The organism is Shewanella gelidii, assembly GCF_014647855.1.
Classification (GTDB): domain Bacteria; phylum Pseudomonadota; class Gammaproteobacteria; order Enterobacterales; family Shewanellaceae; genus Shewanella; species Shewanella gelidii.
This window is the reverse complement of record NZ_BMPZ01000003.1, coordinates 352,840-368,234: the sequence shown is the minus strand read 5'-3', so window position 1 is coordinate 368,234 and position 15,395 is coordinate 352,840. Positions and strand designations below refer to the sequence as shown.

The following is a 15,395-nucleotide window of genomic DNA, read 5'->3' as shown; positions in this document are numbered from 1 at the left end:
AGTCATTTATTTCTCAAGTAAGGGCTTTAAGAAGCGCGCTGTGTGGGATACTGGATCGTGGATGATTTGTTCTGGGCTACCTGTCACTTGGATTTTACCGCCCCCTGAGCCACCTTCTGGCCCTAAATCGATAATCCAGTCTGCAGTTTTAATCACATCTAGGTTATGTTCAATGACCACAACTGTGTTGCCATGTGATTTCAGACGATGCAAAACATCGAGCAGGAGTTGAATATCCGCAAAGTGCAAGCCAGTTGTTGGCTCATCTAAGATATAAAGTGTTTTACCGGTATCGCGTTTAGATAGCTCTTTGGCAAGTTTCACGCGCTGAGCCTCCCCGCCTGAAAGGGTTGTTGCGCTTTGCCCTAATCGGATATAAGACAAGCCGACATCCATGAGGGTTTGCAACTTGCGAGCGATTGCCGGCACTGCATCAAAGAAGCTACGGGCATCTTCAACGGTCATTTGCAGTACTTCGTGAATATTCTTCCCTTTATAGCGTACTTCGAGAGTTTCTCGGTTGTAGCGTTGTGCTTTACAGCTGTCGCATGGCACGTACACATCAGGTAAAAAGTGCATTTCAACTTTAATTAAACCGTCACCTTGGCAAGCTTCACAGCGTCCGCCTTTGACATTGAACGAGAAGCGACCAGGTAAGTAACCCCGGGTTCGTGCTTCTTGGGTGCCAGAAAATAGTTCGCGGATTGGTGTGAATATGCCGGTATAAGTCGCTGGGTTCGAGCGTGGAGTTCTACCGATGGGGCTCTGGTCTATGTCGACAACTTTGTCGCAATGGTCCATGCCCTTGATAGCACGATAGGGTGATGGTTCATCAACGGTGGCGCCGTTCAATTCACGATGTGCGATTTTGTAAAAGGTATCATTGATTAAGGTTGACTTGCCTGAGCCTGAAACGCCAGTGACACAGGTAAACAGTCCAACAGGCACAGTTAAATCAACATTTTGCAAATTGTTTCCCGATGCACCAAAAAGCTCAATCACTTTCTTGGGATCAAATACCGCGCGTTCTCCCGCAATATGAATCGATTTTTTGCCTGAAATATACTGGCCGGTTACAGACTCATCACACTGTTTAATATCGTCTAAAGTGCCATCGACAATGACCTGGCCACCATGCACACCGGCGCCAGGGCCAATATCGATGATGTGGTCCGCCATGCGCATGGCATCCTCATCGTGCTCAACGACGATAACGGTATTGCCGAGATCGCGCAGATGAATCAAAGTATTCAGTAATCGCTCATTGTCCCGCTGGTGTAAGCCAATCGATGGCTCATCCAATACATACATAACACCGACCAAGCCGGCACCAATTTGGCTGGCTAAACGGATGCGTTGGGCTTCACCGCCAGAGAGTGTTTCTGCAGAGCGTGACAAGCTTAAGTAGTTGAGGCCGACGTTAACTAAGAAGCCCAAACGGTCGCGAACCTCTTTGAGAATTTTCTCGGCGATTTGAGCTTTTTGGCCTTCAAATTCCAATTTCACAAAGTAATCCATGGCTTCGCCAATAGACCAAGTGGTGAGTTGAGGCAAATTTAGGTCTTGGATGAAAACATTGCGCGCTTCTTCACGCAGGCGTGAGCCACCACAACTTTGGCAGGGCTGGGTATTAATGAATTTAGCCAACTCTTCACGAACTGAGTTTGACTCAGTTTCACGGTAGCGGCGATCCATATTATTTAAAATACCTTCAAATGGATGGTTGCGTACGACGACGTCACCACGGTCATTGACATATTTAAAGGCAATGTTTTGTTTACCTGAGCCATATAGAACCTTTTTTACGACTTCTTTGGTGAGCTCGCCAAACGGTGTTTCGACATCAAATTTGTAGTGTTCAGATAGGGACGTGAGCATTTGGAAGTAGTAAAAGTTGCGCCTGTCCCAGCCTCGAATTGCGCCGCCTGCCAGTGACAATTCATTGTTAACGATGACACGTTCAGGATCAAAAAACTGTTGTACACCAAGCCCGTCACAGGTTTGGCAGGCGCCGGCAGGATTATTAAATGAAAATATTCTTGGCTCAAGCTCTGCCATGGAATAGCCGCAGTGCGGGCAGGCAAAATTCGCAGAAAAAATGATCTGCCCTGCATCTTTATCTTCCATACTCGCGATAGCTGCTATGCCGCCAGACAACTCTAATGCGGTTTCGAAAGACTCGGCTAAGCGTTGCTTAAGATCCGCTCTGACTTTAAAGCGGTCGACAACCACTTCAATGGTATGTTTCACATGAAGGTCAAGCTCTGGCGGATCGGAGAGATCGCAGACCTCACCGTCTATTCGGGCGCGAATATAACCTTGGGCAGATAAGCTATCGAGTAGCTTCACATGTTCACCCTTTCGCCCTTTGACGACCGGCGCCAACAACATTTGTTTACTGCCTTCAGGCAGTTCTAACACTCGGTCGACCATTTGGCTGACAGTTTGTGCGGCTAAAGGTTGTTGATGGGTCGGGCAACGAGGTTCACCAACGCGAGCAAACAACAAGCGGAGGTAATCATAAATTTCGGTAATCGTACCGACTGTAGAACGTGGGTTATGTGATGTTGACTTTTGCTCAATAGAAATGGCCGGGCTTAACCCCTCAATGTGGTCGACATCGGGTTTTTCCATCAGGCTCAGAAACTGGCGCGCATAGGCAGAAAGCGACTCAACGTAACGACGTTGGCCTTCCGCATATAGCGTATCAAAAGCTAACGAAGATTTACCTGAGCCAGAAAGGCCTGTTACAACGATGAGTTTATCTCTGGGAATGGTCAGGTTGATATTTTTTAGATTGTGGGTGCGAGCACCGCGAACTTCAATCTTATCCATCTATCACTCTAGCTTCACGTTCTACAAAAAAAGGCCGATCAGTATCGCATAAAAAGCAAGCGCTCCCTAAGGAAAATCTTGATTTTGTTCAGTGCTATGTTAGGAACAGAGGTCGGTTGCTGGATAAAGCAGCAATTTTAGCAATGACTAAACATGTATATGATATAGGTCTTTTGTGATCTGTGTATGGGTTTCACTCATTCAGTATGGTAATATTCGCCTCTTAAATTTCTCAGGTAGGGCAAAAGAATGGCCAGTAACGGTCTTTCCAAGACAGAACAAAAAGTCGCTTATTCCTTAGCAAGTGTGTTTGGACTGCGCATGATGGGTTTGTTTATGATTATGCCCGTCTTTGCACTATACGGGCAGCATCTTGAAGGTTTCTCACCTCTGTGGGTGGGAATTGCTATTGGTGCCTATGGATTGACTCAAGCTTTACTACAAATCCCGATGGGGATTTTATCTGACAAATATGGCCGTAAACCAATCATTATGATTGGGCTATTTATTTTCGCTTTGGGTAGCTTAGTCGCTGGTTATGCCGACAGTATTTATGGTGTCGTCGCGGGTCGTGCTTTGCAAGGTATGGGGGCCATTGCGGCGGCTGTATTGGCTTTAGCCGCTGACTTGACCCGTGACGAACAGCGAACCAAAGTTATGGCCATTATTGGAATGTGTATTGGCTTCTCATTTGCACTGTCGCTACTGGTTGGCCCAATTGCAGCGCAAAACTTTGGCTTATCTGGATTGTTTTTTATTACTGCAGGTCTAGCAGTTTTTGGGATGTTTATCGTGAAAGCTTTGGTGCCCAATCCTATCGGTCATGCCCCCAAAGGCGATACCGTGGCGATACCAGCCAAGCTAAAGCGAATGCTGATGGACCCTCAGTTATTCCGTTTGGATGCGGGTATATTTATTTTACATCTCGTTCTGACTGCGGTGTTTGTTGCATTGCCTTTAGATCTGGTTGATGCAGGGCTGGTGAAAGAAAAGCACTGGGTTTTATACTTCCCTGCCTTTATAGCGGCTTTCATTTTGATGGTGCCGCTGATTATTGTTGGCGTGAAAAAGAAAAACACCAAAGCCACCTTTCAAATCGCGTTGATTATTATGATGGTAGCGTTGGCTGCAATGGCACTGTTTGCCCAAAGCCTAACGGTACTTTGTATTGCCGTTGTGTTGTTTTTTACTGGATTTAACTATCTTGAAGCATCCCTTCCAAGCTTGATTGCGAAATTTTGTCCAATAGGTGACAAAGGCTCCGCCATGGGGGTGTACTCAACGAGTCAGTTTTTAGGTGCTTTTTGTGGTGGTTTGCTCGGTGGCGGCGCATATCAACTTGTGGGTGCTACAGGAGTGTTTGCGGTTGCATTTCTACTGATGTTGGCGTGGTTTGGCTTAACTTTTGGGATGGAAAACCCTGTGTTGCTTAAAAGCTACACCCTAGATGCAGAGCTATCCGATAAAGAGAATGCTAAGCAAGTGGCAAGCCAGCTTTCAGAGCTAGAAGGAGTGGTTGAGGCCATTGTGGTACTTGAAGAGAGCGTCGCATATTTGAAAGTCGATGAGCATTTCGATTTGAGTCAGGCCAGAGCTGTGTTAGGCTCTGTCAATTGACTTAAAAATACGTTTGTCGCATGTCGATAAAACGTCACATTTGAATTTATCATTTTAGTATTTCGCAGGAGTTTTCGATGGCCAGTCGTGGTGTCAATAAGGTAATTTTGGTCGGCAATCTAGGTAAAGATCCCGAAGTTCGTTATATGCCTAATGGTAATGCTGTTGCAAACTTTACCGTGGCGACCAGTGAGTCATGGAAAGACCAACAAGGCCAAACTCAGGAACGCACAGAGTGGCATAATATTGTCATGTACCGTCGCCTTGCTGAAATTGCCGGAGAGTACCTAAAGAAAGGCTCAAAGGTTTATCTAGAGGGCAAGCTACAAACCAGCAAGTGGCAAGATCAGCAAACCGGCCAGGATCGTTACAAAACTGAGATTAATGCGAGCGAGATGCAAATGCTCGATAGCCGTGGTCAAGGTCAAGGCCAGCAAGGCGGATATAACAATGCGCCAGCGCAAAATCAGTATGCTGCACCACAGCAGCAAGGTTATGGTGCGCCAGCTCAACCTGCGCCACAACAGCAAGCTTATCAAGCTAAGCCACAAGCACCGCAGCAACCTGCTTATCAACCTAAACCACAAGCAGCACCGCAGCAGGCCCCAGCACAACCTGCCGCAGCCCCAGCACAGGGTGGTTATGCTCCTAAGCCACAGGCTGCACCAGCAGCGCCTCAACAGCGTCCTGCACCACAGCCTCAGCAGAACTTCACACCAGATTTGGATGATGGCTGGGATGACGATATTCCATTCTAATTCACAGTTATTATAGTTATGTAAGATTAACTAGTATAAGTTACCTCAACCCAGTCATTTGACTGGGTTTTTCTTTTTCTGACACTTTGGACCGGTCAAAAATGCTCTATAACAAATCAGCGTAGAAAATGTGCAGATAAAGAAGTGATTTTGAGCAAGGTATTTCGCAAAAGAGTGATTACATTGAGAGCATTCGAGTTAGACCTTATTCTGAAAAAATTGCACAAGTAAAATACCTTTTGAGCCCTGCTAGTCGCTCTATACATCGACCTTTTAGACCATCGAGTTTCGTTGAGGATTAATGAATAGAAATGGGGGAGTCGAGTTAGGAGAACGAGCGTTTTTTAACCTCTTTTGTGAGCGATATACAATTCTTTGCTTAAAAACCTTGGCAACAGAAAATGGCTCATACATAATAACCGTATTGATAATCGTTATCATTACGGTGTGAGATGTCTGAGAAAAAGCAAATCAAGAAACAAATGAAACAGTTAAAAAAATTGCAGAAAAAATCTGCAAAAACGGCTGCGAGTTTGAAAAAGCTACAGAAAAAAACTCAGAAAATGCTGAATCACCTTGAACTATCGAATCAGAAAATTGAAAGCCTCGGCGGGCAAGTTGTTCGGATCCCACAATTTTTGCAAAGTACTTCTGCTTCTATGGCAAGTGTCGATAGCCATGGGGGCACATCAAATGGGCCAGTAAATCGTCATGTCGTAGATATTAACGCGCCTGCAGATGTATCTGACCTTCCACTTTCGAAAGCTCAGTTTAGTCGCGAGCAATGGCAAACAACGACGACCGCACAATGGGCCAGAACCCCTTATAAATCCAACCCATGCAAAAAGTGTCCAGCGCGTGCAGGTGGTTTGTGTAAGTGTGCGATTGCCAAAATAAAAATGTAACTTATGTCGTGTTAATTTTAACGCTTTCTTTGGGATGAACTCGGAATCAACCCGATTGTTTTCTGAGCCCACTGCGGATACACCTTCACCCCGTTCCCTCACAAAACTTATGAACTAATTGACTGGTAGATAGAAAGTTAGGGCTGCGCATCTTTGCAGCCCTGAGCTTAGGGTTAACTATTGAGGTGCCATACAAGTGAAGCTGGCGGCTTCCTCAACACTGCCGGTTCCTTTGTAAGTCGTGACTTGGGGGAAAGGGCAAAGGGGTCTTGTTCGGGTCGATGACCAGGTTTCAGGTGACTCCATATTTTCTGCACGACGTGATCTGGATCGCAAACTCATATGCCCAACTATTAATACCTATTTAGAGGTAGCACACTGGATAAGACCATTTAAAAAGTGTGGTTTTACAGGGAGCTTGTAATGAAAAAATTTATACAGCTAGGTTGTGTACCCGTACTATTTTTGCTCGGTTTAAGTTCAGCAGTCGCTGAATGGGATGAGAATAAAGGTTGCATGAGTTGTCATGAAGGCATTGAACGCTTCGCTGACATTGAAGAAATGCAAGATTTAACCTGCGTCGATTGCCACAATGGTGATGGCAATGCGACAACAATAGAAAAAGGCCATCAACAACTTTGGGCCAATCCGACAGATTTACGAATTATTGATGAAACTTGTGGCACTTGTCATGCCGATGAAGTCGAAAATGCCAAAACATCAATCCATGCCACAATGGCTGGAATCATTTCTGGTACCCGTTACAACTTTGGCGCGCAATCACGCGATTCAATCCATGCCACCTATGATGTAAAAGCTTTGAAAACCGGCCGTGAAGGTACGGTTGATATGCTGACACAGCTCCCCAGTTATGACCCCAAAAAGCCAGAGTCAGCGACGAACTCTCCGGGAGATGATTACCTCCGCAATCAATGTTTACGCTGCCATATTTGGAGTGACGGCCACCAACGAGACGGAGATTACCGTGCTTCAGGATGTGCTGCATGTCATGTGGAATACAGCAATGCCGCGACCTATGAGGGCGGGGATAAAGCCATTGATAAAAACCAAAAAGATCGTCCAAGACTGCATAAGATGACCAAGAAAATTACGGTCGATCAATGCCAGCATTGTCACAACCGAGGTGGCCGAACGGGTGTCAGCTACATGGGTATGATTGAGTCTGATGGTTACGGCACTCCTTATACCGCAGATGGCAGCAAGCAAGGTAAGCTTCATGGCAAGCATTACAATTTTGTGCAAGCCGATCTGCATTATGAAGCGGGTATGAGCTGCATTGATTGTCATACCTCGGCAGAAATGCACGGTGATGGATATCTTTACACTAAAAAAGAGCATGCAGTTGAGGTCCGTTGTGAAACTTGTCATGGCACAACAACGACAGATGCAACCTTGAAAACCGCCCGTGATAATGTGATGACCCACCTGAAACGTGAAGGCGCAAAGGTAACCTTAACGACCAAGAATGATGGCAAAGCTTTGGACGTGCCACAGCTCAACAGCAAAGCACTTTCTGAAGAAGGTCGTGTTGCCATGGTGAAGATTGCAACACATATGGAGAATATGGAGTGTTACACCTGTCATGCGCCGTGGGCTCCCCAATGCTATGGTTGCCACGCGAAACAAGATATAAGCAAACCCAATGGTGACTGGCTACAAGGTGCAAATGATGATGTGAGCCAATTGGGTAAAAAAGCGAATTTGCAGAAGAAAGCATTTAGCTGGAATGAATCAAGATCGTATGTGCGCTGGGAAAACCCGTCATTAGGGATTAACCATCGCGGCAAAGTGTCTGTCTACGTGCCCGGCTGCCAAGTTTTCTTGACCCAAGTAGATGGCAATAAGCCCATCGTCGCCAATAAAACATATACCACAGTGGATGGCACAAGCGGAATTTCCCATAACCCAATTCAGCCGCATACAACCAGTAAAAATGCACGCAGTTGCGCGGAATGCCATACCAATCCGAAGGTGCTTGGTCTCGGTGGCGGTATTTATGATATTCAACGTAACTTCGCCGCTGGAAAGGCGCCAATTGATTTTGAGCTGGAGCGATTTGTGGATGAAACTGGTAAACAGTTACAGTCAACATCTCATAAAGGGGCTCGCCCGTTTAATCAAGCAGAGCTGGAACGAATCAGCCGAGTTGGTACCTGTTTAGCTTGTCATGGTAGCGATGAAATCACGGATAAAGGCCAAGCGCCCGATGATGCGACACACAACAAGGTGCTCAGAAAAATGGTGAAGAAAAACCAATAATGTGGATCTGAGCACATGTGATTTTAGCAACTAAAGTCATCGCGCTTGCCTTTTGGCGCGGTGGCTTTTTCTTTTCTAGAGCATCAGCATAATGAGGTAAAAATCTCAGTTTGCTTTAGGCTAAAAATTGAATGAATCACCTTCACTCAATGATACGCTGTCGACAGTGTTTGAAGCGTTTAGGTAGACCAAGGGAGAAAACGTAACATGGATTATCAATGTGTTCAGTTTCAACAGCCTGGCGACGTCGATGTTTTACAAATTGGATCTGTCCCACGCAAGTGTCCAACAGATCAGCAAGTTTTAATTCAAGTTGCATATGCAGGAGTCAATGGCCCTGATATCGCTCAGCGGCGCGGATTATATCCTGCTCCAAAAGGTGCTTCTTCAATTCTTGGGCTTGAGGTTTCAGGTACGGTTGTCGCAGTCGGTGATAAAGTTTCTCTATGGCAGGTCGGTCAGCAAGTCTGTGCGTTGGTGCCTGGTGGTGGCTACGCAGAATATGTGCTGACTCATGCTGAACACTGCTTACCCATTCCACAGGGGTTAACATTACAACAAGCTGCGTGTCTCCCGGAGACTTTTTTTACGGTCTGGGGCAACCTATTTATGCGTGCCAAACTCGTTGCCGATGAGACGGTGCTGATCCATGGTGGGTCTGGCGGCATCGGGAGTAGTGCGATTGTGTTGGCGAAAGCTCTTGGAGCGAAGGTGATTGTAACTGCGCGCGGAGATGATAAGTGTGCACACTGCGAGCGGCTGGGTGCCGATCATGTCATCAATAGTGAACAAGCCTGCTTTGTTGATGCAGTCATGTTGGCCACACAAGGCAATGGCGTTGATGTGGTTCTTGATATGGTGGGTGGTGATTACATTAATCGGAATTTGAAGTGTTTATCGGTTGAAGGTCGCATGATGTCGATTGCAATGCAGCAAGCCCCAAAGGCTAATGTGGATATATTCCGGTTAATGGCGAAACGGATTAGCTGGAGTGGATCGACCTTGCGACCGCAGAGTGATGACGCGAAGGCTGAAATTGCACAAAGTTTACAGCGGAGTGTTTGGCCACTATTTGCAAAGAATAGCCAATTGACGCCTGTGATTTTTGCTGAGTTTTCGCTTGCTGATTGCGCACAAGCGCACCAGATTTTGGAAGCCGGATCCCATTGTGGCAAAGTCGTCCTAAAAGTTGGGATGGAACATCCTGCAGTTGACAGTTAATACGCTTATTTATGGGCGTTTGACGGAAACTTCGCCTTGGAGAAAAAGATTAAATTTAGGTTCTGCTTTATATCTGGTTGAATATTCAACATGCGTGTAAGCCCTGCTGTGCCTAGTTATCCAGCTAAAACACTGTTTTTTATTTTTGACCAAAAATCAATGTTAAAAACTTGAACAGATGCAAATATAGGCTACAGTCCTTAGTAATCGTGATGTACGTTGGAATCGTTGAAAATTCTTCAGCTTTTCGTTAAAAATTCACGATTATTGCTATTGATTATTGGAAATTTTCTGTAAAAATAGCGCTAATAATGACTTAGATTATTCATCAAAATGAAACGTTTAATCGTCTATGCTTTGATGGATTGTATGTGTTAATTAAAGGGCATTGGCATATATGTATAACACGGCAAAAAAACAAGTTTGGTATGGTGAGCTACGCACATCTCGGGGCAATACAGTTGTTATTTATGACAAACAATTTCCCGATGCGACGCCGGGGCGAGTGTATTTTTACAATACACAACGGGATTCGATTATTGAGTATGCCGAAGATATCGTTCAAGCCAACTTACACGACTTAAACAGCAGTGAAACCAAGGCTGCTGAAGAAGAATTTGGTGCCGCGTGGGAAGCCTGTCGAGCGGAGTTTATGTCGCAGCACCAAGCATGGGTTGATGCCAACCAAGCGAAAGCTACGCCAGCAAAGAAAACAAAGCCTGAACCAGAGCCGGTGATTGAGCCAGAGCCTGAATCAGAATCTCTAGAAGATGACTATGATGATTGGTCAAATGAGATTGATGATTAAATAGAATTCAATCATTAAAAACAGCGCATCAGCGCTGTTTTTTTTGGGTAAATTTCTGATTGTTATCGCGGTCGGGTGCTGTCGGTCATGTGCGGTTTATTCATATGGCAGTTAATCATTACGCGTCCGTATCAAATTGATAGCGACTAATATGATGATAAACCTCGCCCGGTGCTAACCACGGACTGCCCGGTAAATGGGGCTGATTCGGCGCATCAGGTAGTTGCTGCGGTTCTAGACATATGCCTTGATGTTGCTGCAGTGGTTTTTTCGACTTACCTTGTACACCTTGTAGGAAGTTGGCGCTGTATAAATGCACACCGGGTTGGTTGGTATACAAGGTCATAGAGCGACCGCTATTGGCGCTGCTGAGTCGCCCAACTCTTTGTACACTGGTGTCCGCATCATCGACGAGATAACACAGGTCAAAACCTTGAGTCGGTTGCAATGCCTGATCAGGAAGCAGCTTTTTAAAAGCCTGCGGTGTTTTCAAATCAAATACCGTATCCTGACAGGGTTTTATATCGGTGGGGATCAAAGTGTCATTGACGGTGAGATACTGACTCGCATCAAGCTGTAAGGCATGATCTGCACAATCTATACTGCCATCTAAATTGAAGTAACTATGCTGGGTTAGACTGACCGGACAGGCTTGATCAACAGATGCCATGACCTCAACGTATAAGTTGTTTCCCGCAAGGCGATAATCCAATTGAATGTTACAGGTACCGGGGAATCCCATGTCACCATCTGGGCTCACTAAGCTCAGGCGTACACCGTCTGACAGGGTACCTAAATGCCAACGTTTTCGATGAAATCCCTCACTGCCACCATTTAAGCAATGACCCATTTGGTTGATATCTAACTGATGCTCTTGGCCTTGAGAATGGAAGCGACCATTGGCGATACGATTACTATAGCGCCCAATCATGGCTCCAAGGTAGGCCTCTTGGTTGAGGTAATCTTGGGCGTTGTCACAACCGAGTACGATATTGGAGCGTTCACCGTTGCGATCTGGTGCCCAGACCGAGCGTAAAATAGCGCCTAAGCTCAAGACTTCAAAAGCTAATACACCGTTGTCGACACGAATGCGGTCAATGGGGCCACCGCGTGGATCTTCCCATGATTCAAGTACACTAAAACGGACCATGTTCAATTTCCCTGCTCAGTCCGGCGTTAGCTCGCCGGTTGATTAATTCTTTTTGCGCCATTGCTTGCGGAGCATAAATAGATTTTAGCTTCGAGCCCGGTTTGCTGTGGATATTGTTGCTCCACCGCACTAACAACGGCATCACTTAACTCATGACTCGTGAGCACGACAACACTTCCGCCTAAACCGCGGCCTGTCATGCGCACGCCGCCTTGATTGCCTACCACCTGTTGAACAATTTTAACGAGGGTATCAATCTGAGGCGCGCTCATATCAAAGTCGTCTTTCATCGAGGCATGAGACTCTGCCATGAGCTGGCTTAGTCGAGGCATATTATTTTGTTCTAGTGCACGAGCGGCACTTTGGGTGCGTTGGTTTTCAGTGATAACGTGACGGGCGCGGCGATAGAGCACGGGCTCCATAATGTCTTTTGCATCATTGAGTTGTTGTAGGCGCAGATGGCGCAACGCATCGAGACCAAAAAAATCTGCCGCTTGTTGGCATTGCTGCTGACGAAGGTCGATTTCATCATCAAGTCCGCGACGTTGTACGCTTGAGTCGATAATGATTAGGCTTAAATCGTCGCCAATATGCACCGCTTCATCGTCAAGGTCGAGGCAGTCGATGAGCAAGGCGGAGTCTTGCTCGCCTAGCGCGCTGACCATTTGATCCATCATGCCACATAAACGTCCCATAAATTGGGTTTCGCCCCGTTGGGCGAGCTGTGCAATAGCAAGTGATGAGAACTGCAATTGATTCAGGTCATTCATAGCAGTGCCAAAGGCGATTTCTAAAGCTGCCGAAGACGAGAGTCCGGCTTCAAGCGGTACATCACTGACGATGGCGATATCCATACCTTGGGACTCAACCCCTGCCATTGCGACTGCATGTGTGAAGCCTTTTAGATAATTTGCCCAAGTGTCTTGCGGATCCATGCAACCTTCTTCGCCGAAACACCACTCCTTGATGTCATCGGGGTAGGCTTCCGATGTGGCTCTAAAAATATTGTCGTCACGGCGACGTGCCGCAATAACGGTATGAAAATTAATGGCGCAAGCTAAAACAAACCCATCATTGTAATCGGTGTGTTCACCAATTAAATTCACTCGGCCTGGTGCTAGATATAAGTTATCTGCTTTGGTGCCAAATGTTTGGACAAAGAGTTTGGTAGCGCGCTGCGTAGGATTCGGCATGAGCGACATTTTCCAAGTTTAATGACCCAATCACCGACCGCGTTCTATTATTTTTATATTTGTCTACCGAGTACTGGGCTGACCAAGCCGAGTCGGGGTGACGGTTCACGTTATGGCTGCTGACCGGCAAAGTGGGTTGCGAGAGCACTTTGCGTTTGGCGGCATGACGCTAGCAGTTTAGGTGTTTGGTGGAGTTTCATAGTTGCCACTATCACAGCGGTATTAAATGTTTTATATCACGACTTTTGCCAAAGTGTAACCAAGTTTTACATTCAGCGACAAAATCACGATTAGATGAGTATTTTTCGTGGTTGCCCAAGGTTTTTAAGCCAAAAATTCGGAATCGGTAGCATTCGTTTTTTCATCGCTCTGGGTTTTGCTGATAAAAAAGGCCGCTGATTCAATCAACAGCCTTTTTGTGTATTCTTTGCGACAGGTAAATTATATCTGCGATACTTCGTCCATGCTTGCCTTGTCGCTTTAGTTCACCAATAAGTCTAGATGCTCCGCAAACGCTTTTGGCGCCATAAAACCCGTGACTCTCAGTTGATCATTGATCTCACCATTGGCATCGAACATCAGTAGGGTCGGTAAACCCAGAACATCATAGGTTTCTAAAAGCTCAATATCAATGTCATCATTGGCGGTCACATCGGCTTGGAGTAACACCATCTGGTTCATGCGCTTGAGGACTTCAGCATCTTTAAAGGTGATTTCTTCAAATTCTTTACAGGCGACACACCAGTCAGCGTAGAGGTCAAGCATCACGGTTTTGCCCTGTGCTTTGGCTTTCTCTAGCTCAGCCTCTAAGTCAGAGACAGACTTAATGCGAGTAAACCCATGAGACTCTTGACCTTGAGCAACGGTTGCAGAGTGTTGGCTATATCCCAGCTCGTTCATCAGCGATTGCAACCCGTAAGAGAAGCTCGCAAGCAACATTAGCAGGAGTAGTACAGAACGGGCGGTTTGTTTCCAGTTAAATTGTGTGAGCTTATTTTGGTGCATCAAATAACCGACAAACACGATGCCCCACACAGCCCATAACAGATCCGATACCAAGCCTGTCCATATCCGGCCCAACATCAAAATCGATACCGCAATCAGGAGGAAACCGAAAATGGTTTTGATAATGTCCATCCAAGCACCAGCGCGAGGAAGGAGTTTACCACCAGAAGTGCCGATGATTAGCAGTGGTACACCCATACCCATCGACAATACATAGAGGGCTAAGAAACCCAGCATTAAGTCACCGGTTTGTGCCACATAAATGAGAGCGCCAGAGAGGGGAGCTGTTGTACAAGGGGAAGCTACGAGACCTGAAATGACACCCATGACAAACACGCCGACAAGGTTGCCGCCTTTCTGGTTATTTGAGGTGGTGTTGAGCTTTTCTTGTAGGCTTGCCGGTAGAGTAATATTGTACAAACCGAACATGGATAAACTAAGTACAAAAAACAATATTGCCAGCACAATCAAGACGGCTGGGTGTTGCAACGCCGCTTGATATTTTAAGCCAGCAGACGCCACGATAAGCCCTAAAATTGAATAGGTGATCGCCATCCCTTGCACATAAGCCATCGATAAGGTGAAGGCTTTCGCTGTTGATAGTTTTTGCCCTTGGCCAACAATAATGCCCGATAGAATTGGATACATCGGAAATACGCAAGGCGTCAGTGCTAGACCGATCCCGAGCCCGAAGAAGATGACCAATGTCCAAATGACGCTATCGCCAGAAAGTGCCTGGGTTAAGCTATCTTGCTGTGTGATGGCTTCACCAGCTTTGACCGCGGTTGACTCAGCAGCTGGGGTTGCTGCAGTAACCTCGGATTGCACAATGGTGCCATCATTTGCTGCCACAGGCTCAAGCACGACGCTGCGCTTCGTGGGTGGGAAACATAGCTTTCCTTCGGCACATCCCATAAAGGTGACATCAAATGTCCCCTCTTGATTGGCACTTTTCAGCGCGACGGGGATTTCTACATAGCTGGTATAGACTTCTTGTTCACCAAAATACTCATCATGGTGCATCTTGCCTCGTGGGAGAGAGATCTCACCGAGCTCTGCGCCATTCGCGCCAAATTTGAGCTTTTCACGATACATATAATAACCATCAGCAATCACCCAGCTGACTTTCAGTTGATTCCCTTGTTGTTGAAAATCAATCACAAAGGCTTCATCTACTGGCATTAGCTCAGGACCGTCATCCAAAAAGCTAAACTTACTGCTACTGAAAACGCCTTCACTGTAGGCGAGTGGGGAAAGTAGCATAAGGCTTGTAACAAGCAGGATAATTAGTTTTTTCATGGTTGAGTCGTATCTTTTATCCAATCAAAATAGGCGGGAAGCCCATAAGTTAATGGCACTGCAACAATTTGAGGCACCTCGTAAGGATGCAAATTCTGCAATTCTTGTTGTAATTGTTGGTAGTGCTTAGCCTGACACTTGATATGCAGTGGATATTCGGTTTCTTGGCAAACTTGCTCCTGCCAGTGATAAACCGAGGTCACTGGGCTCACGATTTGAACACAGGCTGCCAGCTTGGCTTGCACGAGTGCGCTTGCAATCCGCTGAGCGCAGTCATGATCTGGGCATGTTGTGATGACCATTAAGTACTCAGGCTGCATCTCA

General features: G+C 46.2%; 11 protein-coding genes. 6 read left to right on the top strand and 5 right to left on the bottom strand.

The features are described from left to right. Positions 1 to 6: 6 nt before the first annotated feature. Entirely contained in the window at positions 7 to 2,835 is a 2,829-nt protein-coding gene (gene uvrA / locus IEY18_RS08625) for an excinuclease ABC subunit UvrA (protein ID WP_188919800.1), read from the bottom strand. A gap of 249 nt (positions 2,836 to 3,084) precedes the next feature. Here uvrA and IEY18_RS08620 point away from each other — a divergent pair, with 249 nt between their 5' ends. From IEY18_RS08620 to IEY18_RS08590, 6 genes are all read left to right on the top strand, one after another. Continuing rightward, the gene (locus IEY18_RS08620; RefSeq protein WP_188919799.1) at positions 3,085 to 4,452 is read left to right on the top strand and encodes an MFS transporter; all 1,368 of its coding nucleotides are present in this window, start codon (positions 3,085 to 3,087) and stop codon (positions 4,450 to 4,452) included. A 77-nt stretch (positions 4,453 to 4,529) separates the two neighbouring features. Continuing rightward, positions 4,530 to 5,210, top strand: a complete 681-nt coding sequence (locus IEY18_RS08615) for a single-stranded DNA-binding protein (RefSeq protein ID WP_188919797.1) — start codon at positions 4,530 to 4,532, stop codon at positions 5,208 to 5,210. 452 nt (positions 5,211 to 5,662) lie between these two features. Further along, positions 5,663 to 6,115: a hypothetical protein gene (locus IEY18_RS08610; RefSeq protein ID WP_188919795.1), complete on the top strand. Its 453-nt coding sequence runs from the start codon at positions 5,663 to 5,665 to the stop codon at positions 6,113 to 6,115. 423 nt (positions 6,116 to 6,538) lie between these two features. Beyond that, positions 6,539 to 8,395, top strand: coding sequence for a multiheme c-type cytochrome (locus tag IEY18_RS08600; protein ID WP_188919791.1), 1,857 nt, complete (start codon positions 6,539 to 6,541; stop codon positions 8,393 to 8,395). A gap of 207 nt (positions 8,396 to 8,602) precedes the next feature. Next, positions 8,603 to 9,616: an NAD(P)H-quinone oxidoreductase gene (locus IEY18_RS08595; RefSeq protein WP_188919790.1), complete on the top strand. Its 1,014-nt coding sequence runs from the start codon at positions 8,603 to 8,605 to the stop codon at positions 9,614 to 9,616. A 397-nt stretch (positions 9,617 to 10,013) separates the two neighbouring features. After that, the gene (locus IEY18_RS08590; RefSeq protein WP_188919788.1) at positions 10,014 to 10,424 is read left to right on the top strand and encodes a hypothetical protein; all 411 of its coding nucleotides are present in this window, start codon (positions 10,014 to 10,016) and stop codon (positions 10,422 to 10,424) included. 118 nt (positions 10,425 to 10,542) lie between these two features. Here the strand turns inward: IEY18_RS08590 and IEY18_RS08585 are convergent, their stop codons facing one another. The 4 genes from IEY18_RS08585 to cutA form a co-directional block, all read right to left on the bottom strand. After that, the gene (locus IEY18_RS08585; protein WP_188919786.1) at positions 10,543 to 11,574 is read right to left on the bottom strand and encodes an aldose epimerase family protein; all 1,032 of its coding nucleotides are present in this window, start codon (positions 11,572 to 11,574) and stop codon (positions 10,543 to 10,545) included. A gap of 26 nt (positions 11,575 to 11,600) precedes the next feature. Continuing rightward, complete coding sequence (gene galK, locus IEY18_RS08580; RefSeq protein ID WP_188919784.1) at positions 11,601 to 12,767, bottom strand: galactokinase; 1,167 nt, start codon at positions 12,765 to 12,767, stop codon at positions 11,601 to 11,603. 480 nt (positions 12,768 to 13,247) lie between these two features. Continuing rightward, positions 13,248 to 15,071, bottom strand: a complete 1,824-nt coding sequence (locus IEY18_RS08575; RefSeq protein ID WP_188919782.1) for a protein-disulfide reductase DsbD — start codon at positions 15,069 to 15,071, stop codon at positions 13,248 to 13,250. Next, positions 15,068 to 15,391 (bottom strand): divalent-cation tolerance protein CutA, encoded by a 324-nt coding sequence (cutA, locus tag IEY18_RS08570; protein WP_188919780.1) that lies wholly within the window; start codon positions 15,389 to 15,391, stop codon positions 15,068 to 15,070. Before cutA ends, IEY18_RS08575 begins: the two co-directional genes overlap by 4 nt. Positions 15,392 to 15,395 lie beyond the last annotated feature (4 nt).